This window comes from Streptomyces sp. NBC_00388, from assembly GCF_036061255.1.
Taxonomy (GTDB): domain Bacteria; phylum Actinomycetota; class Actinomycetes; order Streptomycetales; family Streptomycetaceae; genus Streptomyces.
The window spans coordinates 3,793,001-3,813,130 of the sequence record NZ_CP107948.1; the positions used below are offsets into that span (position 1 = coordinate 3,793,001).

General features: G+C 68.9%; 21 protein-coding genes and 1 pseudogene. 12 read left to right on the plus strand and 10 right to left on the minus strand.

Features of this window, described 5'->3' with window-relative positions:
* The first annotated feature begins 12 nt into the window (after positions 1 to 12).
* The 3 genes from OG917_RS17145 (at position 13) to OG917_RS17155 (ending at position 2,970) form a co-directional block, all read left to right on the plus strand.
* Complete coding sequence (locus OG917_RS17145) at positions 13 to 1,143, plus strand: cystathionine gamma-lyase (protein WP_328318466.1); 1,131 nt, start codon at positions 13 to 15, stop codon at positions 1,141 to 1,143.
* A gap of 387 nt (positions 1,144 to 1,530) precedes the next feature.
* Complete coding sequence (locus OG917_RS17150) at positions 1,531 to 2,427, plus strand: LysR family transcriptional regulator (protein WP_328318467.1); 897 nt, start codon at positions 1,531 to 1,533, stop codon at positions 2,425 to 2,427.
* Between the two features lie 60 nt (positions 2,428 to 2,487).
* Positions 2,488 to 2,970 (plus strand): NUDIX hydrolase, encoded by a 483-nt coding sequence (locus OG917_RS17155; protein ID WP_328318468.1) that lies wholly within the window; start codon positions 2,488 to 2,490, stop codon positions 2,968 to 2,970.
* 91 nt (positions 2,971 to 3,061) lie between these two features.
* Here the strand turns inward: OG917_RS17155 and OG917_RS17160 are convergent, their stop codons facing one another.
* Positions 3,062 to 3,700: an HAD family hydrolase gene (locus tag OG917_RS17160; RefSeq protein WP_328318469.1), complete on the minus strand. Its 639-nt coding sequence runs from the start codon at positions 3,698 to 3,700 to the stop codon at positions 3,062 to 3,064.
* A gap of 522 nt (positions 3,701 to 4,222) precedes the next feature.
* On the opposite strand from OG917_RS17160, the gene OG917_RS17165 reads away from it, so the two are divergent.
* The gene (locus OG917_RS17165; RefSeq protein WP_328318471.1) at positions 4,223 to 5,083 is read left to right on the plus strand and encodes a GNAT family N-acetyltransferase; all 861 of its coding nucleotides are present in this window, start codon (positions 4,223 to 4,225) and stop codon (positions 5,081 to 5,083) included.
* Between the two features lie 37 nt (positions 5,084 to 5,120).
* Here the strand turns inward: OG917_RS17165 and OG917_RS17170 are convergent, their stop codons facing one another.
* Positions 5,121 to 6,389, minus strand: coding sequence for an MFS transporter (locus tag OG917_RS17170; protein ID WP_328318472.1), 1,269 nt, complete (start codon positions 6,387 to 6,389; stop codon positions 5,121 to 5,123).
* Positions 6,390 to 6,622: 233 nt separating this feature from the next.
* Between OG917_RS17170 and OG917_RS17175 the strand changes: the two genes are divergently transcribed.
* Together OG917_RS17175 and OG917_RS17180 are read left to right on the plus strand one after the other, a co-directional pair.
* Positions 6,623 to 7,075: a GNAT family N-acetyltransferase gene (locus OG917_RS17175; RefSeq protein ID WP_328318473.1), complete on the plus strand. Its 453-nt coding sequence runs from the start codon at positions 6,623 to 6,625 to the stop codon at positions 7,073 to 7,075.
* Between the two features lie 46 nt (positions 7,076 to 7,121).
* The gene (locus tag OG917_RS17180) at positions 7,122 to 8,285 is read left to right on the plus strand and encodes a winged helix DNA-binding domain-containing protein (RefSeq protein ID WP_328318475.1); all 1,164 of its coding nucleotides are present in this window, start codon (positions 7,122 to 7,124) and stop codon (positions 8,283 to 8,285) included.
* A 134-nt stretch (positions 8,286 to 8,419) separates the two neighbouring features.
* Here the strand turns inward: OG917_RS17180 and OG917_RS17185 are convergent, their stop codons facing one another.
* Positions 8,420 to 9,811 carry a serine hydrolase domain-containing protein gene (locus tag OG917_RS17185; protein ID WP_328318476.1) on the minus strand — a complete coding sequence of 464 codons (1,392 nt, stop codon included), beginning with the start codon at positions 9,809 to 9,811 and terminating at the stop codon, positions 8,420 to 8,422.
* 233 nt (positions 9,812 to 10,044) lie between these two features.
* Between OG917_RS17185 and OG917_RS17190 the strand changes: the two genes are divergently transcribed.
* Complete coding sequence (locus tag OG917_RS17190; protein WP_328318477.1) at positions 10,045 to 10,461, plus strand: hypothetical protein; 417 nt, start codon at positions 10,045 to 10,047, stop codon at positions 10,459 to 10,461.
* A gap of 352 nt (positions 10,462 to 10,813) precedes the next feature.
* Here OG917_RS17190 and OG917_RS17195 read toward each other — a convergent pair whose 3' ends face one another.
* Positions 10,814 to 11,116 carry a hypothetical protein gene (locus OG917_RS17195; protein ID WP_328321965.1) on the minus strand — a complete coding sequence of 101 codons (303 nt, stop codon included), beginning with the start codon at positions 11,114 to 11,116 and terminating at the stop codon, positions 10,814 to 10,816.
* A gap of 83 nt (positions 11,117 to 11,199) precedes the next feature.
* On the opposite strand from OG917_RS17195, the gene OG917_RS17200 reads away from it, so the two are divergent.
* Positions 11,200 to 11,571 carry a hypothetical protein gene (locus OG917_RS17200; protein ID WP_328318478.1) on the plus strand — a complete coding sequence of 124 codons (372 nt, stop codon included), beginning with the start codon at positions 11,200 to 11,202 and terminating at the stop codon, positions 11,569 to 11,571.
* Between the two features lie 44 nt (positions 11,572 to 11,615).
* Here OG917_RS17200 and OG917_RS17205 read toward each other — a convergent pair.
* Positions 11,616 to 11,999 (minus strand): annotated as a pseudogene (locus OG917_RS17205) (helix-turn-helix domain-containing protein); the annotation flags it as partial.
* A 9-nt stretch (positions 12,000 to 12,008) separates the two neighbouring features.
* Positions 12,009 to 13,469 (minus strand): replicative DNA helicase, encoded by a 1,461-nt coding sequence (gene dnaB, locus OG917_RS17210; protein WP_328321967.1) that lies wholly within the window; start codon positions 13,467 to 13,469, stop codon positions 12,009 to 12,011.
* Positions 13,470 to 13,911: 442 nt separating this feature from the next.
* On the opposite strand from dnaB, the gene OG917_RS17215 reads away from it, so the two are divergent.
* On the plus strand, positions 13,912 to 15,249 hold the full coding sequence (locus OG917_RS17215) for an MATE family efflux transporter (RefSeq protein WP_328318479.1): 1,338 nt from the start codon (positions 13,912 to 13,914) through the stop codon (positions 15,247 to 15,249).
* Between the two features lie 83 nt (positions 15,250 to 15,332).
* Here OG917_RS17215 and rplI read toward each other — a convergent pair whose 3' ends face one another.
* The 4 genes from rplI to rpsF all read right to left on the minus strand — a co-directional run bounded on the left by rplI (position 15,333) and on the right by rpsF (position 17,052).
* A complete protein-coding gene (gene rplI, locus OG917_RS17220) occupies positions 15,333 to 15,779 on the minus strand; it encodes a 50S ribosomal protein L9 (protein ID WP_328318480.1) in 447 nt (148 codons plus the stop codon).
* Between the two features lie 18 nt (positions 15,780 to 15,797).
* Entirely contained in the window at positions 15,798 to 16,034 is a 237-nt protein-coding gene (rpsR, locus tag OG917_RS17225; RefSeq protein WP_003967857.1) for a 30S ribosomal protein S18, read from the minus strand.
* Between the two features lie 43 nt (positions 16,035 to 16,077).
* Positions 16,078 to 16,689, minus strand: coding sequence for a single-stranded DNA-binding protein (locus OG917_RS17230; protein ID WP_328318481.1), 612 nt, complete (start codon positions 16,687 to 16,689; stop codon positions 16,078 to 16,080).
* A gap of 72 nt (positions 16,690 to 16,761) precedes the next feature.
* Entirely contained in the window at positions 16,762 to 17,052 is a 291-nt protein-coding gene (gene rpsF / locus OG917_RS17235; protein ID WP_164258274.1) for a 30S ribosomal protein S6, read from the minus strand.
* A 266-nt stretch (positions 17,053 to 17,318) separates the two neighbouring features.
* On the opposite strand from rpsF, the gene OG917_RS17240 reads away from it, so the two are divergent.
* The 3 genes from OG917_RS17240 (at position 17,319) to OG917_RS17250 (ending at position 20,070) form a co-directional block, all read left to right on the plus strand.
* A complete protein-coding gene (locus OG917_RS17240) occupies positions 17,319 to 17,654 on the plus strand; it encodes a hypothetical protein (RefSeq protein WP_328318482.1) in 336 nt (111 codons plus the stop codon).
* Positions 17,655 to 17,774: 120 nt separating this feature from the next.
* Positions 17,775 to 18,893, plus strand: a complete 1,119-nt coding sequence (locus OG917_RS17245) for a lipid II:glycine glycyltransferase FemX (RefSeq protein ID WP_328318483.1) — start codon at positions 17,775 to 17,777, stop codon at positions 18,891 to 18,893.
* Positions 18,894 to 19,038: 145 nt separating this feature from the next.
* On the plus strand, positions 19,039 to 20,070 hold the full coding sequence (locus tag OG917_RS17250) for an alanine racemase (RefSeq protein ID WP_328318484.1): 1,032 nt from the start codon (positions 19,039 to 19,041) through the stop codon (positions 20,068 to 20,070).
* The last annotated feature ends 60 nt before the right edge of the window (positions 20,071 to 20,130 follow it).

Genomic DNA, 20,130 nt, shown 5'->3' on the forward strand with positions numbered 1-20,130 from the left:
AGCATCCCCAACATGAACAGCACCGGAGACGGAACACGAGCGGTAAGGGCCGGGCTGCCCGCACCGGTGAAATACGAACCGACTCTGCCGGGGCCGGTCTTCGCCGCGCACTACCACCTGCCGGGCGAACCCACCGGGCCCTATACCTACGGCCGTGACACCAACCCGACCTGGACGCATCTCGAAGCGGCCATCAGCCAGTTGGAGTCACCGGACCAGTCGGCCGAGACGGTCACTTTCGCCTCCGGCATGGCAGCCGTGTCGGCCGTCCTGCTCTCCCAGGCCCGCGCGGGCGACACGGTGGTGCTGCCGGACGACGGCTACCAGGCGCTGCCACTCGTACGGGAGCAACTTGAGGCGTACGGCATCGAGGTGCGGACCGCGCCGACCGGTGGCGACGCGCAGCTGGACGCCCTCACCGGCGCCCGGCTGCTGTGGATCGAGACCCCCTCCAACCCGGGCCTGGACGTCTGCGACGTACGGCGGCTCGCAGCGGCCGCACACGCCGGCTCCACTCTGGTCGCGGTCGACAACACGCTCGCGACCCCGCTCGGGCAGCGTCCACTCGACCTCGGCGCGGACTTCTCCGTGGCGAGCGGAACCAAGGGGCTGACGGGGCACGGCGACATCCTGCTCGGCTACGTCACCTGCCGGGACGCCGAACTCGCGGCGCGGGTACGGAAATGGCGCAAGGTCGTCGGAGCGATCCCCGGACCGATGGAGGCCTGGCTCGCACACCGTTCGCTCGCCACGATCCAGCTGCGCGCCGACCGGCAGTCGGCGAACGCCCTGGCGCTCGCCGAGGCGCTGGCCGGACGGGCGGAGATCGAGGGCCTGCGCCATCCCGGGCTGCCGTCGGACCCCTCGCACCCCACGGCGGCGAGCCAGATGCGCCGCTTCGGCTGCGTGGTCTCGTTCGTCCTGCCCGGCCGTGAGCACGCCGAGCGCTTCCTGGACGCACTGGAGCTGGTCGACGACGCGACCAGCTTCGGCAGTGTCCGCTCCACCGCCGAGCGGCGAGGGCGCTGGGGCGGTGACGCCGTACCCGAAGGGTTCATCCGCTTCTCCGCGGGCGTCGAGGACACCCGGGACCTGGTGGCTGACGTCCTGAGAGCACTGGACGAGGCGGCGCGGCTGCCGTAGGCCGGCCGGACGGCTCGGTCGCGCCAGGAGCCCGCGCCGCACCAACGGCGCCGGGGCTGCGGGCCGCCCCGCGCGGCGAACGGCACGGCCTTGCCGGCGGCACTGCGCTGCGAACGGGTGCTGTGCGCTCACGGTGCTGTGCGCTCACGGTGCTGTGCTGCGACCGGCCCCCGTGCTGTGAATGGCGCTGCGGACGGTCCGAGCCTCCCCCCTCATGGTTCGGACCGTCCCGGTTCTCCGGATCGACGCGCGAAGAACCGCCTGCACAAGGCTAGTTGACTCTGCGTCAGTGTCCAATCACAGTAGCAGCAGAGACCTATCGACATATTTATAGTTCTGCCCGGGGCCGGGATCCCGTCGCCACCGTCAGAACGGGACGGGACGGACATGGACATAGCCTTGCTCCGCACCTTCGTCACCGTGCACCGGGCCGGGTCCTTCACCCGCGCCGCCGCGCTCCTCGGGCTCTCCCAGCCTGCGGTGACCAGCCAGATACGCACCTTGGAGCGGCAGCTCGGACGGCCGCTGTTCCTGCGCCGGGCCCGTGGCGTCACCCCGACCACGATCGGCGACGAACTCGCCCACCGTGCCGCACCGCATCTGGACGCGCTCGTCGAGATCGCCGAGACGGGCATCGACGAGGAGGCGGGCGCCCGTACCCTGCACCTGGCCGGGCCACCTGAGTTCATCGCGGTACGCGCCCTCCCGGCGCTCACCTCGCTGATCTCGCAGGGAGTCGCACTGCGCGCCTCCTTCGGCAACACCGAGGAAGCCCTGGACGGCCTCGGCGCCGGCCACCATGACCTCGCGATCACCACGGCGAGGCCGCGCGGTGGGCTCCTGACCGCGACCGCACTGTGCGACGAGGAACACGTCCTGGTCGCCTCTCCCCGCTGGGCTGCCCGTATCGGCCCCGGCACCCTGCGGCGGCAAGGCCCCACTGCCCTCAGAGAACTGCCCGTGGTGGAGGTCCATGAGTCGCTGCCTTTCATCACCCGTTACTGGAGCGCCGTCTTCGACACACGTCCCGCCGTCACCGGCGCTCTCGTCGCACCCGATCTGCGCGCCGTCCAGCAGGCAGTGGTGGCGGGAGCGGGCCTCGCGGTGCTGCCCCGCTACCTGTGTGAGGACGTGTTGGAACGGGGCGAGATGGTGGCTCTGCTGGATCCGCCGGTGCCCCCGCTGCGCACCTATTTCCTCGCTGTACGCACCGGCACGCTGGCGCTCCCGCACATCGCGCGGGCCCAGGAGTGGCTGCTGCGGGCAGCCTCCGACTGGTCCTGAGGGAGGTTTCCGGGGCAGGTGATGCGTTTCGGAAGCGGTCTCACGGGCCAATCTCCTTCCATGACCGAACGTCCAGTGGTCAAGCGCACCGCACGCGCCGTGCTCCTCGACGGCGACCACCTGATCCTCATCAAGCGGACCAAACCCGGCGTGGAGCCGTACTGGGTCACCCCCGGCGGCGGGGTGGAGGCCGAGGACTCCTCCGTGGTCGAAGCCCTGCACCGCGAGGTCGACGAGGAACTCGGCGCCAAGATCACCGATGTGGTGCCCTGCTTCGTCGACACCATCGAGCACATCCCCGAAGGCGGCGGGGCAGCGGGCGTGAAGGTGCAGCACTTCTTCGTCTGTCGCCTGGCGTCGATGGACCCCGCGCTGCGGCACGGACCCGAGATCGAGGAGCCCTGCGGCGAATACGAGATCGTCCGGGTGCCCTTCAGCCGGGTCGGGATCGCGGCCGTCCATCTGGTGCCGCTCTCACTGCGGCACTATCTCGACGGGAACATCGAAGGGGTTCTGGCGCTCCAGGCCGCAGACCTGGGCTGAGTGCCGGCTGCGCTGGGGGCCGGGGGCCGGGGCTGGGAACGTCCGGCCGTTCTCCCGGCTCTCCCGGCTCTCCCGGCCGGCCGGCGCCCCGTCAGATTCCGTCGTCCGCGACGACAAGCCCATAGGCCTCGCGCAGGTCTCCGCCCGCATAGCTGTGTGTGGCCAGCCCCGCCAGATGGCCGTCCGCGTTCACCGCGACCGACCGGGACACCGCTCCGAAGAGATCCACGTCCGACATCGAGTCCCCGTAGGCGACACAGTCCGCCCGTCCGACGGCGAACTCCGTACAGAGCAGGTCAGCGATCCTGACCTTGGCGGCCGCGTTGAGAAGGCCCGATGGGTCCACCGGCCGGTTGAACGGGACCTCGGGGAAGCGCGAGCCGTACGCGGCATGCGCGCCCCAGCCGAGCAGCCTCTCCACGAAGAACGATGGTGAGAGCGAGATGACGGCGCAGTAATCACCACGCTCCCGGATGTCCCGCCAGACTTCCTGGATCCCGCCCAGCCACGGTGCGGCGTCGAAGGCAGCCGCCACATGGTCCGTGGTGAGTCCGGACCAGAGCGCATGCACCGCGACCGCGTACTCCGGAGAGCCGATGCGTCCCGCGACCAGATCGCGCTCCAGCTCACCGATCTCGTCCAGCAGCCCCAACTGGCGGGATATCTCCACCGGTGCGGCCGAGCCACGTATGAGAGTGCCGTCGAGGTCGAAGAGGTGAAGGCGCGCCATGTACGCCGAGGCTAGTACAGCCGCTTACTCCTCCTGCCGGACGCCCCGGACCCGGAGGCGCGGTGCTGTGTTTCACGTGAAACCTCTGAGTCGCTCCGTGCTCCGCGGTGTCCTCGTGACTCCGCGGTGTCCTCGTGACTCCGCGGTGTCCTCGTGACTCCGCGGTGTCCTCGTGGTCCATGTCCTCGTTTCGGTGGGCTGGCTGGACACACTGAGGCCCGGCCCGCCACCACTGGGTATGGCACCACTGGGTGTGGATCAAGTCTGGCCGGCCCTCGTCACCCTCACCGCCTCTGCCTTTGCGCTCCGCCCGCAGATCACTGGGGCTGCCTCATCCGGGCATCCTGATCCGAGCCTGGTCGCCGCTCTCACCGCGGCCTCCACCGCGTGCTTCTTCATGACAGCCATCGCGGTACTCAAGCCGTGCGGCCTGACCGCATGTGGCCGGGAGCACCGGAACAAGCGGCGAACTTCCCGGAAAGCGGTGGACGGAGCACGCCCCCATCAGCGAGCCTGACCACCATGCCCTTCCCCCTCGACGAGCTGCCCGTCCGCCGCCTGACCATCGGCGACCTCACCTCCTGCAGCGACCTCTCGCAGGACCGCGGCTGGCCGCGTGAGGAACACAAGTGGGGGCTGCTGCTCGCAGCCGGGACGGGATACGGAATCGACGACCCCGGGGGCAAGGGTCTGGCGGCCGCGTGTGTCGTCACCGCGTACGGCTCAGGGCCGGCCGCCATCGGCATGCTCCTCGTTGCCGATGCCTACGCGCGACAGGGTGCCGGGCTGCGGATGATGCGTCATGTGATCGCCGAGTTCGAGGGCGTTCCGCTCACTCTGCACGCCACCGCATCCGGTCGGCCTCTCTACGAGAAGCTCGGTTTTCAGGTCGTGGGCCAGGCCGAGATGGTCAGCGGTGTCTTCCGCCCCCTGGACCAGGAATCGGCTGCCGCTGTCGCCACCCGCCCGGCGAAGGCCCGTGATCTGCCGGGGATCCTGCGCCTGGACCACGTGGTCTTCGGCGGGGACCGCACTCACATGATCACGCGGTTGCCGGCCTTCGCCGATCAGCTGCGCGTCGTGGAGGAATCCGATGGCATCACCGGTTACGCGGCAGCCTGGCCCACTACGAACCACCAGGTGGTCGGACCGCTGATCGCCCGCGACACCGCAGGCGCCCAAGCCCTGATCGCCTCGCTCGCAACGGGCACCGACCGCCCCCTCCGCACCGACATCGACGTACGCCATGCCGGGCTCCTCGACTGGGTCAAGGACAGAGGGCTGGAGCCGGTGGCCTTCAATACCGTGATGGTGCGGGGGATCCCGGACCTGCCGGGGGACTGGACCCGCCGTTTCGCCCCCCTGACGGTCGCGGCGGGCTGACGTCCCGCGCCACCCTGCGCCCCCCGCGGGGCGGCGTTCAGCGGTTCGCGGGAGCGTCCTCAACCTGCTCGGCCCGGGTGTCCCACCCGGATGATGTGGCCGGTGCCGTCGGTTCGGCCGGGGCCGCTCCCGTCACGACCCGGCCCGCCACACCCGCCCGGCCGTTGCGCCGCTCCAGCGTGCTGGAGACGAGCGCGAGGACCAGCGCGGACCCAGCGAGCACGGCGCCGACCCAGTTCGGGGCGGTGTAGCCGAGCCCTGCCGCGATGACGATCCCACCGAGCCACGCGGACAGCGCGTTACCGAGGTTGAAGGCCCCGATATTGACGGCCGAAGCGAGCGTCGGGGCTCCCGCCGCATGGTCGAGTACCCGCTTCTGCAGGGGCGGGACGGTCGCGAAGCCGAGCCCACCGATCAGGAAGATCGTGACGGCCGATGCGAAACGGTCGTGGGCGGTGAGTGTGAACAGCGCCAGGACGAGAGCGAGGCCGCCCAGTGACACGTACAGCATCGGCATGAGCGCCCGGTCCGCGAAGCGGCCGCCGATCAGGTTGCCGCTGACCATGCCGAGCCCGAAGAGCACCAGCAGCCAGGTGACACCGCCCTCGGAGAATCCGGCGACGGAGGTCATCATCGGTGAGATGTAGGTGATAGCGGCGAACACTCCGCCGAAACCGAGAACCGTCATCGCCATCGCCAGCAGCACCTGCACATTGCGGAAGGCGGCGATCTCGTGCCGCAGCCGAACCCCCTCCGGCCTGGGCTGCTCCGGTACGAGCCGGGCGACGCCCAGCAGCCCGACGACGCCGAGCCCGGCGACGAGCAGGAAGGTCAGCCGCCAGCCGATGTCCTGGCCGATGAGGGTGCCCAGCGGGACACCGATGACGTTGGCCAGGGTCAGGCCGGTGAACATCATCGCGATGGCCCCCGCCTTCTTCTGCGGCGCGACCAGCCCCGCGGCCACGACCGAGCCGATACCGAAGAACGCGCCGTGCGCGAACGAGGCCACGATCCGCCCGGCGAGCATCACCCCGAACACCGGCGCGGTCGCGGAGATCACGTTGCCGATGATGAACAGCCCCATCAGCAGCATCAGCATCTTCTTACGCGGGATACGGGTCCCGAGGACGGTCATCAGCGGAGCTCCCGCGACCACCCCCAGCGCGTACCCGGTGACCAGGAATCCGGCCGTGGGGATCGAGACCTGAAAGGTATCCGCGACCTGCGGCAGCAACCCCATGATCACGAACTCGGTGGTTCCGATGCCGAACGCCCCGATGGCCAGGGCGAGGAGCGCGAGTGGCATAGGGATTTCACCTTCCGGAGCGGAGCAGATTTGCTTGCGTGAGCGTCTTACATGCACAGACAATACTTGCGTACGCCGATTAATTGCAAACGCTGCATATCTCCTGTGCTGACCTGTTCCGCCCGGTCGCGCTTCCCGGGCTGACCTGCTCCGCACGGCCGCCGCCGGAGAGCTCCGCCTGCCCGCCTGACCCGTCCCAGCGCCCCCACCCGCGCCCGCGTACGCTGCGCACCATGAGCGACCTGGAGATCCGTCCCGCGGACGAGAGCGACATCCCCGACATCGTGGCGATGCTCGCCGACGACACACTCGGCGCCCAGCGCGAATCCCCGGACGACCTCGGCCCGTACCTCACGGCGTACCGGCGGATCGCCGCCGACCCGCAACAGCACCTGGTCGTCGCGGTGCGCGGCGACCGGATCGCCGGGACACTGCAGCTCACCGTCGTCCCCGGGCTCTCCCGGCGGGGCGCCACCCGTTCCATCATCGAGAGCGTGCGCATCCACCGCGACGAACGCGGCAGCGGTCTCGGTACCCGGCTCATCGAGTGGGCAGTCGACGCCTCCCGCGGCCAGGGCTGCCAGTTGGTCCAGCTGACGTCGGACGCCACCCGGACCGACGCCCACCGCTTCTACGAACGGCTCGGCTTCACCGCGAGCCACGTCGGGTTCAAGCTGCAGCTCTGAACCACGCCGGCCGCCGCGAGAACGAACGGATCGGGAGGCCCCGGCCATGCACCGGATCACTGATGAGCAACGCCGCATCCGCCTGGGCCGCCGGCACCTCCTCGCCCCCTCCGTGCGGGCGGCCGGCCCCGTCGAGGCATCGGACGCTGTCGTCGCCCTGCATGCCACCGACGCGGCGACCCTCTATCTCTCCCTCTGCGCACGGCTGGCCGACGCGAACACGGCGGTCGTCGAACGCGCCCTGTACGACGACGTCTCCCTCGTCCGGCTGCTCTCCCTGCGCAATACGCTCTTCGCCATGTCGCGGGACGTCGCCCCCTGCGTGGACGCCTCCACGGCCCGCGCCGTCGCGGTGAAGGAGCGCAGGACGTTCCTCAAACACCTCGCGGAGGACGGCAACGGCCTGGACGAGCGCTGGCTGGCCGGGACCGAGGAGGCGACGCTGTCCGCGCTCACTGCCCGAGGCCCCTCCACCGGCAGCGAACTCTCCGCGGCGGTACCGGCTCTCCGTACGAAGATCACGGTCTTCCCCGGCAGGAAATGGGAGGCCGTACAGGGCGTCACCACGCGGGTCATCCGGCTGCTGGCTGCCGACGGCCGCATCCGCCGTGACCGGCCGCGCGGCTCATGGACGTCGAGCCAGTTCCGCTGGACGGGCGGAACGTCCTGGCCCGCGCTCCCCGTCGCCGAGGCCAGGGCCGCGCTGGCCCGCCGCTGGCTTCTCGCGTACGGACCCGCCACCGAGGCCGACCTCAAGTGGTGGACCGGATGGACCCTGACGGACACCCGCAGGGCACTCGCGGCGACCGGCGCGGAGGAGGTCCGGCTGGATGACGGCGCAACCGGATTCGTCACCCCGGGCGACACCGCGCCCGAGCCGCCCACGGAACCGTGGGCGGCCTTGCTGCCCGGGCTGGACCCAAGCGCCATGGGGTGGGCCGACCGCTCCTTCCACCTCGACCCCGGACACCGCCCGGCGCTCTTCGACCGCGCGGGCAACATCGGCCCGACCGTCTGGTGGAACGGACGGATCATCGGCGGCTGGGCGCAGCGCGCGGACGGCGAAGTGGCATGGCGTCTGCTGAGTGATCCGGGGCGGGCAGCGGCGGAAGCGGTCGAGGCCGAGGCGGCGCGGCTCGCGCAGTGGGTGGGGGACACCCGGATCACACCGCGGTTCCGGACCCCGCTCGAACGGGAACTGTCGAGCTGAACGGACGGCCGGGAGACCGCCGGTCCACCCGGCTGTCCGGACGGCTCGGGCAAGCAGCTCGATCGGACGGCTCAGCCGGACAGACTCAGCGAGGAAGCCCGTCCGGGCGGCCCGTCCCACGGCCCGTCCGGGCGTTACGGAAGCCCCCTCCAGCCGCCCTCGTCCACGCCGCCCGGCACCGGCGCCGCCGGGTCGTACGGCTGCCTGGTGAAGACGAACGAGCCCAGGTCCAGGTGGGTCACCTCTCCGTCCTGCCGCACCACCCGCAGCGTCTCCCCCGCGAAGTAGCCGTCGAGCCCTGTCCAGCTGCCGTCCCGCTCCGCGCGGAAGCGCGACCTGCGCCCGCCGCCGGAGAGCGGGCCGAACTCCATCCCGCCGTCTGCCGTCAGCCGCAGGGCGCTCACCGATGTTCCCCAGTACCAGGGCCCGGCCAGCTCCAGCAGGACCGGGTCAACCTCCGTCAGCGGCCGCCACGGCTTCGGGATCGCCGGTTCCGCTTCCGCCACGATCCGGACCAGATCGGCGGCAACCTGCGGCCCGACCCCGGATGTGCTGTTCGACAGCGCCACTGCCGCCACCCCGTCCGCCACGCTCACCCACAGCCCGGCCACGAATCCGGGCAGCGATCCGGTGTGACCCGCCAGCGTCCGGCCGTCCCGCCGTGCGAGCTGGACTCCCAGGCCGTACCCCCCGTCCCAATCGGCCGCCTCCGGCGCGACCGCGGGCGTGCGCATCTCCCGTACGGTCTCCGCACCGAGTACCCGGTCGTCGCCGTCCGCCAGGAAGGCGGCGAAGCGGCACAGATCGGCGGCCGTCGACCAGAGTTGCCCGGCGGGCGCCATCACCCCCAGGTCCTCGGCGGGCTCCGGCAGCAGGACGTCCGCCCACGGATGCACCGCCCACGCACCGGCATGGGGCGCCTGCGGCTGCGCACTCGTACGGTCCATTCCCAGCGGCACACAGATCTCGCGCTGCACCACATCCGCCCACGCCGCACCGCGATGCGCCTCCACCACCGCGCCGAGCAGCGCGTACCCAGGGTTGGAGTAGTGGTGGCGCCGCCCTGCCGGATGCAGCTGCGCCGGCTCACCGAGCACATCAGCAAGCCCGGGCCGCAGCGTGGCCGACGACCTCTCCCACCACTCACCGGGCGTCTCCGCCGCCAGGCCCGCGGTGTGGCTGAGCAGCTGGGCGATCGTCACCTCACCCACTCCGGTGCCGGGAAGGTGCTTCTCCAGCGGGTCGGCCAGATCGAGGAGGCCCTCGTCCCGCAGCCGCATCACGGCGACCGCGGTGAAGGGCTTGGTGATCGACCCGATCCGGTACTGGGTGTGCGCGTCCGGCGCATGACCGTCCACGCAACTGCGCGCCCCGGACCACACCATCCGCCCGTCCCGCGTCACCGCCCCCACGAGCGACGGGACTCGCCCATCGGACTGCGCGACAGCCAGGCGGTGCAGCAGTGCGCGCCGGGTGGTGGGCAGAAGATCCGGGGAGGGCTCCGGCAAGGAGTCTGAAGAAGTCATGGCCCGAGACCTACCAGACGGACCCCTGCCCGTCGACGGCCTTTCGCCCGGGCCTCCGGACGGGCCCGCCCGGTGCGCCGTCGGATCCCCGCGCCCGCCGAGCCTGTTACAGGACGGTGACACAGCGCATACAACGCTTCTGGCCGGTACATCGTCTTTTCAGTTGAGACCCACACCAAAAGTACTTGTCTCACCTTTGTGTGAAATCAGAGACCTTCCCGAAAGGAACACTCATGATCGTCACCAAGCGGCATTCACTGCGTATCGCTGCCATCAGCACACTCGCCGCCGCAACCGTCGCCCTGGCGGGTACCGCCGCCATGGCCGACGCCCCGTCCGCGCCCAGCACGGCCGCAGCGCAGTCGGCCGTCGCCGCCAAGGCAGCCATCACCGCGAAGCCGTCGGTGAACTCGGTGAAGGCATGGGCGCTCTTCCGGGTCACGGGCACCACGACCGGCCTCAAGCCGGGCGCGAAGGTGACCCTGCAGCAGAAGCAGGGCAGCAAGTGGGTCACGCTCCCCGCCTCCGCGCCGATCACCCGTACCGGCACCTACTCCCTGGGCGTCAAGCTCGGCATCAAGGGCAAGAACGCTCTGCGCATCGTCAGCGGGAGCACCGTCTCCCCGGTCTTCGACGTGACCGTGCGCTGACCGGCGAGGCTCCCTCCGGCTGTGCCCCGGCGCCCCACGGGCTCCGGGGCACAGCCGCGCCCGCGTGCCGCCTCATGCGTCCGCCATTTCCTCCTCAGCCTGAAGTCGGGGAGCACAGGGCCAGTCACCGGCTGTCGGCCGGCCGGGGCAGGAGAACTCCTGGCCACTGCCTGGCCTTCGCCGCCTCCGGCAGATGGCGCGTGGGACGACCCGGCAGGTGCCGAGGATCCAGCAGTCATGGCTGCTTCCTGGGCCAGGTCCAGGAGCTGACCGGTGGCGACGGCTCGAACGGTGCGGGGAAAGGTCGGGGTCATGCCGAGATGATGCCAAGAAGCCTCCGCGGGCCCAGAGGTCAGCGGGGCCGTGATGCGATCTGCCGACGGGCATGACCCCAGACTTCCTCGAACTCCTCGAAGGTGAGTTGCCCGGGGTCGTGGCCCTCCCATTCCGAGACGGGCAGCTCGGCTGTGATCCCGAGCCTGCTGTCGTACTCATCGAGGCGGTCTGCGTCGTAGGCCCGCTGCCACTCGACGAGGGAGGCAGCTGCGATCGGGGTCAGCTCGGACCCTTCGAGTTCGACCTGCCGGATCACCCGGCCTCCGGCGTCGATCTCGAAGTAGAACCAGGTGTCTTCCTCGTCCCAGTAGCAGCGCATCCATGTGGTCACCGGCCCATGATGGCGAATACGCGTGCCTGTTCGCTGGGGGCAATGTCAGAGCCGTGTTGGAGGATCAGGCCATGCTGATTGCAACTGATGCGGCGGGGCACGTGGTGAAGAAGCCCACGAAGCCGGCGATAGGCAGGATGTTGGCCAACCTCCGGCGCGGGGACGCGCATTTGATCCTGGAGCGCGTGGAAGAGGGTCGCGTGGAGAAGGGTGCCGAGGGAAGCCCGTATGTCCAGGTGCTGCTGCGCGACGACAACACGTACCAACTCGAATTCCGGGATGGTGCGGCAGCCGAGCACTATCAGACTCGGACCATCTCCGAGGAGAAGGTGCAGACCGCCGTGCTCGGCTGGGCGGCCGGCAAGCCGGACTGGAAGGACGGCTTCATGTGGAACAACATCGGCTCGCAGTTCGGAACGGATGACGCCCTGCACCAGGGCTGACTCGACCTGGTGCAGGCGGCTGCCGCGACCTTCCTGCCGAAGGTGGTCGGTTTCATGGGCCGCCCACGTTCCGTGGGTTCAAACAGCGCCTTTCCGAGGTCCCGTTCCAATCGGTTGATCTGGATCGCCAGGGTTGACTGGTTGATGCTCGGGGCTCTGGCCGCCTCGCAGATGGTGGGGTAGGACGATGCGGTCACGAAGCGTTCGAGTCGCTGCCCTTCCCTTCCAGCACCGTCTTCAGTAAGGAGGGCTGGGCCACGATGCTGCGTACGGACCGATCGAATCAGCGAAGAGCAACCGCGACAGCTCCAGAGCCTCCGACACTCGGAAAGGTGACGGCCTCGACCAGCAAGTCTCAACGAGACGGCATAAGTGCCGCCGATATGCCATCGGAGCTGAGCTTGTGCCGCGAAATTTGAGACCTGCAAGAGCCGGACTCAGGTCTGCGCCATGTCCACGAACCGCGAGTAGTGGCCCTGGAAAGCCACCGTGATCGTCGCCGTCGGGCCGTTACGGTGCTTGGCCACGATCAGGTCGGCCTCGCCCGCGCGCGGGGACTCCTTCTCGTACGCGTCCTCACGGTGGAGCAGGATCACCATGTCGGCGTCCTGCTCGATCGAGCCCGATTCACGGAGGTCGGAGACCATCGGCTTCTTGTCCGTACGCTGCTCAGGGCCACGGTTCAGCTGTGAGAGCGCGATGACCGGGACCTCCAGCTCCTTCGCCAGCAGCTTGAGGTTTCGCGACATGTCGGAGACCTCCTGCTGGCGGCTCTCGGGGCGCCGCGAACCACCGGACTGCATCAGCTGCAGATAGTCGATCACGACCAGTTTCAGGTCCTGGCGCTGCTTGAGCCGCCGGCACTTCGCCCGGATCTCCATCATCGACAGGTTCGGCGAGTCGTCGATGAAGAGCGGTGCGGCGGTGACATCCGGCATCCGGCGTGCCAGCCGTGTCCAGTCCTCGTCCGTCATGGAACCCGATCGCATGTGGTGCAGCGCTACCCGCGCCTCGGCGGACAGCAGACGCATCGCGATCTCGTTGCGGCCCATTTCGAGCGAGAAGATCACGCTCGGCAGCGCGGCCTTGATGGAACACGCCCGCGCGAAGTCCAGTGCGAGCGTCGACTTACCCATGGCGGGACGCGCCGCGATGACGATCATCTGGCCCGGGTGCAGACCGTTCGTCAGCGCGTCCAGGTCCGTGAATCCGGTCGGCACCCCGGACATCTGGCCGCTGCGCGAACCGATCGCCTCGATCTCGTCGAGGGCGCCCTCCATGATGTCGCCCAGCGGCAGGTAGTCCTCGGAGGTGCGCTGCTCGGTGACGGCGTAGATCTCGGCCTGGGCGGAGTTGACGATCTCGTCCACGTCGCCGTCCGCCGCGTATCCCATCTGCGTGATCTTCGTGCCCGCCTCGACCAGCCTGCGCAGCACGGCCCGCTCGTGGACGATCTCGGCGTAGTACTCGGCGTTGGCGGCTGTCGGAACCGACTGGACGAGCGTGTGCAGATAGGGCGCCCCGCCGACCTTCTTGATCTCTCCGCGCTTGACCAGTTCGGCAGCGACGGTGATCGGGTCGGCAGGCTCGCCCTTCGCGTAGAGGTCGAGAATCGCCTGATAGACGGTCTCGTGAGCGGGGCGGTAGAAGTCCTGGCCCTTGATGACCTCGACGACGTCCGCGATGGCGTCCTTGGAGAGCAGCATGCCGCCCAGGACGGACTGTTCGGCGTCGATGTCCTGAGGCGGGACCCTCTCGAAGGCGGGGGATCCGCCGTCCCAGGAGCCGCTCTCCCGGCCCCGGTCGTGCTGCTCCCGGCCGCCTGCACCGTCGCCGCGGCGCTGGCGGGAGACGGGCAGACGGTCACCCGGACTGCTCTCGGTCCAGGGGTCGTCCAAGGGCTCGGGAATGCTCACCGGGCCACCTCCTCCCGTCCGCTCCGCGGACCTAGCCGTGCGACTCTTTCTTACGGCACGGCACCGACAAACAAGGGGCCCGACTCCGCAAACGGCGCGTCGGGCGCCGGTCCACGGTAGGCCCGCAGACACCGTCAGCCAATCCGGTTATCCACAGGCCCTGTGGGTGACGGACCGCAGCCTGTGGGTAACTCGCCAAAACCTGTGCACGGGTCGGGGGACAGTGCTGTGGACAAACTCATAACCCTCCCCCAAGCACCGGCCTGACCTGCATGTTCATCATCCACTGGCTGTGGGGGAGAAAAACTTTTCCGACTGGACCAAGATCACGACAAACAGCGCACACCCCGAGCCGGAACCCTGAGCTCCGTAAGGGTCTTATGCCTATTGCATCTCTTACCTGTGGAAGATTAGGTTGACCTCCATGACACAGGCCCCCACGGCACCCCACCCCGGCCGCAGACGGCACGACCGAGAGATCATCTCGCTCGCCGTGCCCGCTTTCGGCGCCCTGGTGGCCGAGCCGCTCTTCGTCATGGTCGACAGCGCCATCGTCGGCCATCTCGGCACCCGCCAGCTGGCCGGGCTGGGGGTCGCAGCGGCCCTGCTGAGCACGGCAGTGAGTATTTTCGTCTTCCTCGCGTACGCCACGACGGCGGCCGTTGCACGGCGCGTGGGCGCGGGCGATCTCCAGGCTGCCATCCGGCAGGGCATGGACGGCATCTGGCTCGCCCTGCTGCTCGGCGCACTCGTCATCGCGGTCGTCCTGCCCACCGCGCCCTGGCTGGTGGGCCTTTTCGGGGCCTCGGCCGACGCTTCACCCTACGCGGTCACCTATCTGCGGATTTCCAGCATCGGCATCCCGGCGATGCTCGTGGTCCTGGCGGCCACCGGCGTGCTGCGGGGACTTCAGGACACCAGGACTCCGCTGTATGTCGCGATCGGAGGCTTCGCGGCCAACGCCGTGCTCAACGCGGCCCTGGTCTACGGTGCGGGACTGGGCATCGCCGGATCCGCCTGGGGCACCGTGATCGCCCAGTTCGGCATGGTCGCCGTCTATCTCGTAGTGGTCGTACGGGGGGCCAGGAGGCACGGCGCCTCGCTGCTCCCCGACGGCGCGGGAATCCGGGCCTGCGCCCAGGCCGGCGTCCCCTTGCTGGTCCGTACACTCTCGCTGCGCGCCGTCCTGATGACAGCGACCGCGGTGGCAGCCCATCTGGGCGACACCGACGTGGCCGCCCACCAGATCGTGCTCTCGCTCTGGAGCCTGCTGGCGTTCGCCCTGGATGCCATCGCCATCGCCGGGCAGGCAATCATCGGCCGTTACCTCGGGTCGGGCGACGCCGAAGGGGCGAAGGAGGCCTGCCGCCGCATGGTGCAGTGGGGCATCGCCTCAGGCGTGGTGCTGGGCGCGCTGGTCGTGGCGTCCCGCCCGCTGTTCGTCCCGCTGTTCACCGGCGACCAGGCGGTGCGGAACGCGCTACTGCCGACCCTGCTGGTCGTCGCGATCGCCCAGCCGATCTCCGGCATCGTATTTGTCCTGGACGGGGTTCTGATGGGCGCGGGCGACGGCCGCTACCTGGCGGGGGCCATGGTCGTCACGCTGGCCGTCTTCGCCCCGGTAGCTCTCCTGGTACCGACACTGGGCGGTGGGCTGACAGCTCTGTGGTGGGCGATGGCTCTGATGATGGCGGTCCGGACCGTGACACTCTGGCTCCGGGCCCGCTCGGGCCGCTGGATCGTCACGGGTGCCACACGCTGAGGCGTACGGCTGTTTCACGTGAAACGCGAAAGGGCCGCCTCCAGAGGAGGCGACCCTTTCCATGCTCTGCCGAAGCGCAGCAATTACGCGGCAACGACCTCGATGCCGAGGTTCGCGGCAACGTCGGCGTGCAGACGCACGGACACCTGGTGGGCGCCCAGGGTCTTGATCGGCGCACCGAGCTCGACGCGACGCTTGTCGACCACGGGACCACCGGCAGCCTTGATCGCCGAGGCGATGTCGGCCGGGGTGACGGAACCGAAGAGCCGGCCGGCGTCGCCGGAGCGAACGGCCAGACGGACCTTCACGCCCTCAAGCTTGGCCTTGACCTCATTGGCCTGCTCGATGGTCGCGATCTCGTGAATCTTGCGGGCGCGGCGAATCTGCGCCACGTCCTGCTCGCCACCCTTGGTCCAGCGGATCGCGAAACCACGCGGGACCAGGTAGTTGCGGGCGTAACCGTCCTTGACGTCAACGACGTCGCCGGCGGAGCCGAGGCCAGCGACCTCGTGGGTGAGGATGATCTTCATTTTTCGGTCACCCTTCCCTTATCGCGCAGTCGACGTGTAGGGCAGCAGCGCCATCTCACGGCTGTTCTTGACAGCCGTGGCGACGTCACGCTGGTGCTGCGTGCAGTTACCGGTAACGCGGCGGGCACGGATCTTGCCACGGTCGGAAATGAACTTCCGCAGCATGTTCGTGTCCTTGTAGTCCACGTACTGGGTCTTGTCCTTGCAGAATGCGCAGACCTTCTTCTTAGGCTTGCGCACAGGCGGCTTCGCCATGGTGTTTCTCCTGTGTGATCAAGAAGTGGGGGTACGGGCTGCCCTAGAAGGGCGGCTCGTCCGAGTAGCCACCGCCAGAGCCGGAGCCGGAACCGCCGGAGCTTCCGCCCCAGCTGCCCCCGCCCTGCTGCTGGCCACCGCCGGCCGGCGCGTTGGAAGCCCACGGGTCGTCGGCGGGTGCTCCGCCGCCGCCCTGCTGGCCTCCACTGGGGGCTCCGCCCCAGTTGCCGCCGCCCTGCTGCTGGCCGCCACCGCCGCCGTAACCACCCTGGCCGCCCTGACCGCCTCGACCAGTGGTCTTGGTGACCTTGGCCGTGGCCGTCTTGAGGCTGGGGCCGACTTCCTCGACGTCCAGCTCGTAGACCGTGCGCTTGACGCCCTCACGGTCTTCGTACGACCGCTGCTTCAGCCGGCCCTGCACGACGACGCGCATGCCTCGCTGAAGCGACTCCGCGACGTTCTCCGCCGCCTGACGCCAGACCGAGCAGGTGAGGAACAGGCCTTCGCCGTCCTTCCACTCATTGGTCTGCCGGTCGAAGATGCGGGGAGTGGACGCGACACGGAACTTCGCGACCGCCGCACCGGACGGGGTGAAGCGCAGCTCGGGGTCGTCGACGAGATTGCCGACGACCGTGATGACGGTCTCGCCTGCCATGGGTGAACCTCTCGGCGGGTATTGCTTGGCTGCTTGGTGCTACTCGGACCCGATGACTGCTGAGCTAGATGCTCAGTGGGTCTCGGGGCGGAGGACCTTGGTCCGGAGGACCGACTCGTTCAGGTTCATCTGGCGGTCGAGCTCCTTGACGACCGCAGGCTCGGCCTGCAGGTCGATGACCGAGTAGATGCCCTCGGGCTTCTTCTTGATCTCGTAAGCGAGACGGCGACGGCCCCAGGTGTCGACCTTCTCAACCTTTCCTTCGCCCTCACGGACGACGGAGAGGAAAGTCTCGATCAACGGGGAGACAGCGCGCTCCTCGAGTTCGGGGTCGAGGATGACCATCACTTCGTAGTGACGCATGTGGAACCCACCTCCTTTGGACTCAGCGGCCACGGTCGTTCCGTGGCAGGAGGGTCGTGATGCGTACGCAACGGTATCGGCAGCCACTGACAATCCACTTTCACGGAGAAAGGGATTGTTCGCTGGACTGGGCAGACACCGGTGCAGACCGTACAGACTACCTGCACACAGGCTTCCGGTTGAAATCCTGCGGTCACAGGGCAGACTCTCTAGGTGTGGGATGTGAGCGGCGTTACAGTTCGCCGCCTTATGCCAGGAGGTGCCTGATGGCTCAGGCAGCGCGACACAACCCTGCGACGCGGCACAATCCCGTCGCCGCTCTCTTCGCCTCGGACGGCAAGCCTCACCCGCTGGAAGACGCTCTGGTCGCGGTGACCTTCGTCCTCGGTGTGCTGGCCCTCATCGCGTCCGGATTCAACAATCTGCATCTCCTCAGCTCCTGGGCGGGGCTCGTGGGGATCTTGACCGGCGCCTACGGGATGTTCATCTCGGTCACGACGCGTGAGCGGTTCATCGTGATCCTCGGTATCGGTGCCTCTGCGGTGGGCTTCTACCTCGGCATGGCCCACGGTGGCCTTTTCGGTGGCGTGGTGGGCGGCTGACCGCTGTCGCACCGCTTGTCCGATACGGCCAGTCGGGGCGCTCGACGGCCGCAGTAGGCTTCGGCGGGAGAGCCGACGCCCCTGAACCCATGGGGACACGCCTGCCGAGGAGCGCCCCGCATGAGCCTGACCCTGAGGACCATCAGCCGCGAGCAACATCTGGCGTACATCCAGAGCCTGCCGGCGGCGAGTCACTGCCAGGTCCCCGCATGGGCGGAAGTGAAGACGGAGTGGCGCTCGGAGAGCCTCGGCTGGTTCGACAAGGACGGGCAGATCGTCGGCGCCGGACTCGTGCTCTACCGGCAGCTTCCCAAGATCAAGCGCTATCTCGCCTACCTGCCCGAGGGGCCGGTCCTCAACTGGTACGCCCCGAACCTCAACGAGTGGCTCCAGCCGATGCTGGCCCATCTCAAGGAGCAGGGCGCCTTCTCGGTGAAGATGGGGCCGCCGGTGGTCATCCGCCGGTGGAACGCGGCAGCGATCAAGTCGGGTATCCAGGACCCGGATGTGAAGCGGCTGCGCGACGTCGAGGCCACGCACATCGAGCCGCGCGCTTTCGAGGTCTCCGACCGGCTGCGGAAGATGGGCTGGCAGCAGGGCGAGGACGGCGGCGCCGGCTTCGGCGACGTACAGCCCCGCTACGTCTTCCAGGTCCCGCTGGCCAACCGCTCGCTCGACGACGTCCTCAAGGGCTTCAACCAGCTCTGGCGACGCAATATCAAGAAGGCCGAGAAGGCCGGTGTCGAGGTCGTCCAGGGCAGCTACGAGGACCTGGCGGAGTGGCAGCGGCTCTACGAGATCACCGCTGAGCGCGACCGCTTCAGGCCCCGCCCGCTCTCGTACTTCCAGCGCATGTGGTCGGTCCTCAACACCGAGGACCCGAACCGCATGCGGCTGTACTTCGCCCGCCACGACGGTGAGAACGTCGCAGCGGCCACCATGCTGATCGTCGGCGGGCACGTCTGGTACTCCTACGGCGCATCCGCCAACCACAAGCGGGAAGTGCGGCCATCGAACGCCATGCAGTGGCGCATGCTGCGGGATGCCTACGCCATGGGCGCCACTGTCTACGACCTGCGCGGCATCTCCGACTCGCTGGACGAGACCGACCACCTGTTCGGGCTGATCCAGTTCAAGGTCGGCACCGGCGGCGAGGCCGTGGAGTACATCGGCGAGTGGGACTTCCCGCTCAACAAGCTGCTGCACAAGGCGCTCGACATCTATATGTCGCGCCGTTAAGAGTGATGATGGTTCCGTCGTCCCGTTAGTTCCCCTCGTCGCGGCAGTTCTGCTCGCTGCAGCAGATCCGTTCGTTGCGTTGGTTCCGCTCGTTCCGTTCATACCTCTGATACACCGCAGCTCCGAGAAAGGTTCCGGTCCGGCCATGGCGCTGACCCTCTATGTCGACACCGCGCGCTGGCGGGCGCACCAGAAGTCCGTGCTCGACCAGTTCCCGGGGATCGTCCCGGTCTGCAAAGGCAACGGCTATGGCTTCGGCCACGACCGGCTCGCGGACGAGGTGACCCGCTTCGGTTCCGAGATCATCGCGGTCGGCACCACGTATGAAGCCGCCCGGATGAAGGACTCCTTCGGCGGTGATCTGCTGGTCCTCACACCGTTCCGCCGGGGCGAGGAGCCGGTGCCGCTGCCGGACCGGGTGATCCGCTCCGTCTCCTCGGTCGACGGCGTACACGCGCTGGTGGGCGCACGCGTGGTCATCGAGTGCATGAGCTCGATGAAGCGCCACGGGGTGTCCGAGGCCGACCTCGGCCGCCTCCACGCGGCGATCGACGACGTACGCCTGGAAGGGTTCGCGCTCCACCTGCCGCTTGACCGTATGGACGGGTCCGACGCGGTCGAGGAGGTCATTGCCTGGATGGACAGGCTGCGCAACGCCCGGCTGCCGCTCCACACCATGTTCGTGAGCCATCTCAAGGCGCAGGAGCTGGCGCGACTGCAGCAGCAGTTCCCGCAGACGCGCTTCCGCGCCAGGATCGGCACCCGGCTGTGGCTGGGCGACCACGAGGCGACGCAGTACCGCGGCTCTGTCCTGGACGTCACCCAGGTCGTGAAGGGCGACCGTTTCGGCTACCGGCAGCAGAAGACCGCGTCGGACGGCTGGCTGGTCGTCGTCGCCGGCGGTACGTCGCACGGGGTGGGCCTGGAGGCGCCGAAGGCGCTGCACGGGATGATGCCGCGCGCGAAGGGCGTCGCCCGGGCAGGCCTGGCCACGGTGAACCGCAATCTGTCGCCGTTCGTATGGGCGGGCAAGCAGCGCTGGTTCGCGGAGCCGCCGCACATGCAGGTCTCGATCCTCTTCGTCCCTTCGGACGCGCAGGAACCGAAGGTCGGCGATGAGCTGGTGGCCCATCTGCGGCACACGACGACGCAATACGACCGGCTCGTCGACCACTGAACCGGACCGGCCGGTACCGACCACCGGACCGGCCGATCCGACCACTGAACCGATCGGTAC

Coding starts and splice junctions, on each gene's coding strand:
- OG917_RS17145 (WP_328318466.1), top strand. CDS start 13: ATGAACAGCACCGGAGACGGAACACGAGCGGTAAGGGCCGGGCTGCCC.
- OG917_RS17150 (WP_328318467.1), top strand. CDS start 1,531: ATGGACATAGCCTTGCTCCGCACCTTCGTCACCGTGCACCGGGCCGGG.
- OG917_RS17155 (WP_328318468.1), top strand. CDS start 2,488: ATGACCGAACGTCCAGTGGTCAAGCGCACCGCACGCGCCGTGCTCCTC.
- OG917_RS17160 (WP_328318469.1), bottom strand. CDS start 3,700: ATGGCGCGCCTTCACCTCTTCGACCTCGACGGCACTCTCATACGTGGC.
- OG917_RS17165 (WP_328318471.1), top strand. CDS start 4,223: ATGCCCTTCCCCCTCGACGAGCTGCCCGTCCGCCGCCTGACCATCGGC.
- OG917_RS17170 (WP_328318472.1), bottom strand. CDS start 6,389: ATGCCACTCGCGCTCCTCGCCCTGGCCATCGGGGCGTTCGGCATCGGA.
- OG917_RS17175 (WP_328318473.1), top strand. CDS start 6,623: ATGAGCGACCTGGAGATCCGTCCCGCGGACGAGAGCGACATCCCCGAC.
- OG917_RS17180 (WP_328318475.1), top strand. CDS start 7,122: ATGCACCGGATCACTGATGAGCAACGCCGCATCCGCCTGGGCCGCCGG.
- OG917_RS17185 (WP_328318476.1), bottom strand. CDS start 9,811: ATGACTTCTTCAGACTCCTTGCCGGAGCCCTCCCCGGATCTTCTGCCC.
- OG917_RS17190 (WP_328318477.1), top strand. CDS start 10,045: ATGATCGTCACCAAGCGGCATTCACTGCGTATCGCTGCCATCAGCACA.
- OG917_RS17195 (WP_328321965.1), bottom strand. CDS start 11,116: ATGCGCTGCTACTGGGACGAGGAAGACACCTGGTTCTACTTCGAGATC.
- OG917_RS17200 (WP_328318478.1), top strand. CDS start 11,200: ATGCTGATTGCAACTGATGCGGCGGGGCACGTGGTGAAGAAGCCCACG.
- OG917_RS17215 (WP_328318479.1), top strand. CDS start 13,912: ATGACACAGGCCCCCACGGCACCCCACCCCGGCCGCAGACGGCACGAC.
- rplI (WP_328318480.1), bottom strand. CDS start 15,779: ATGAAGATCATCCTCACCCACGAGGTCGCTGGCCTCGGCTCCGCCGGC.
- rpsR (WP_003967857.1), bottom strand. CDS start 16,034: ATGGCGAAGCCGCCTGTGCGCAAGCCTAAGAAGAAGGTCTGCGCATTC.
- OG917_RS17230 (WP_328318481.1), bottom strand. CDS start 16,689: ATGGCAGGCGAGACCGTCATCACGGTCGTCGGCAATCTCGTCGACGAC.
- rpsF (WP_164258274.1), bottom strand. CDS start 17,052: ATGCGTCACTACGAAGTGATGGTCATCCTCGACCCCGAACTCGAGGAG.
- OG917_RS17240 (WP_328318482.1), top strand. CDS start 17,319: ATGGCTCAGGCAGCGCGACACAACCCTGCGACGCGGCACAATCCCGTC.
- OG917_RS17245 (WP_328318483.1), top strand. CDS start 17,775: ATGAGCCTGACCCTGAGGACCATCAGCCGCGAGCAACATCTGGCGTAC.
- OG917_RS17250 (WP_328318484.1), top strand. CDS start 19,039: ATGGCGCTGACCCTCTATGTCGACACCGCGCGCTGGCGGGCGCACCAG.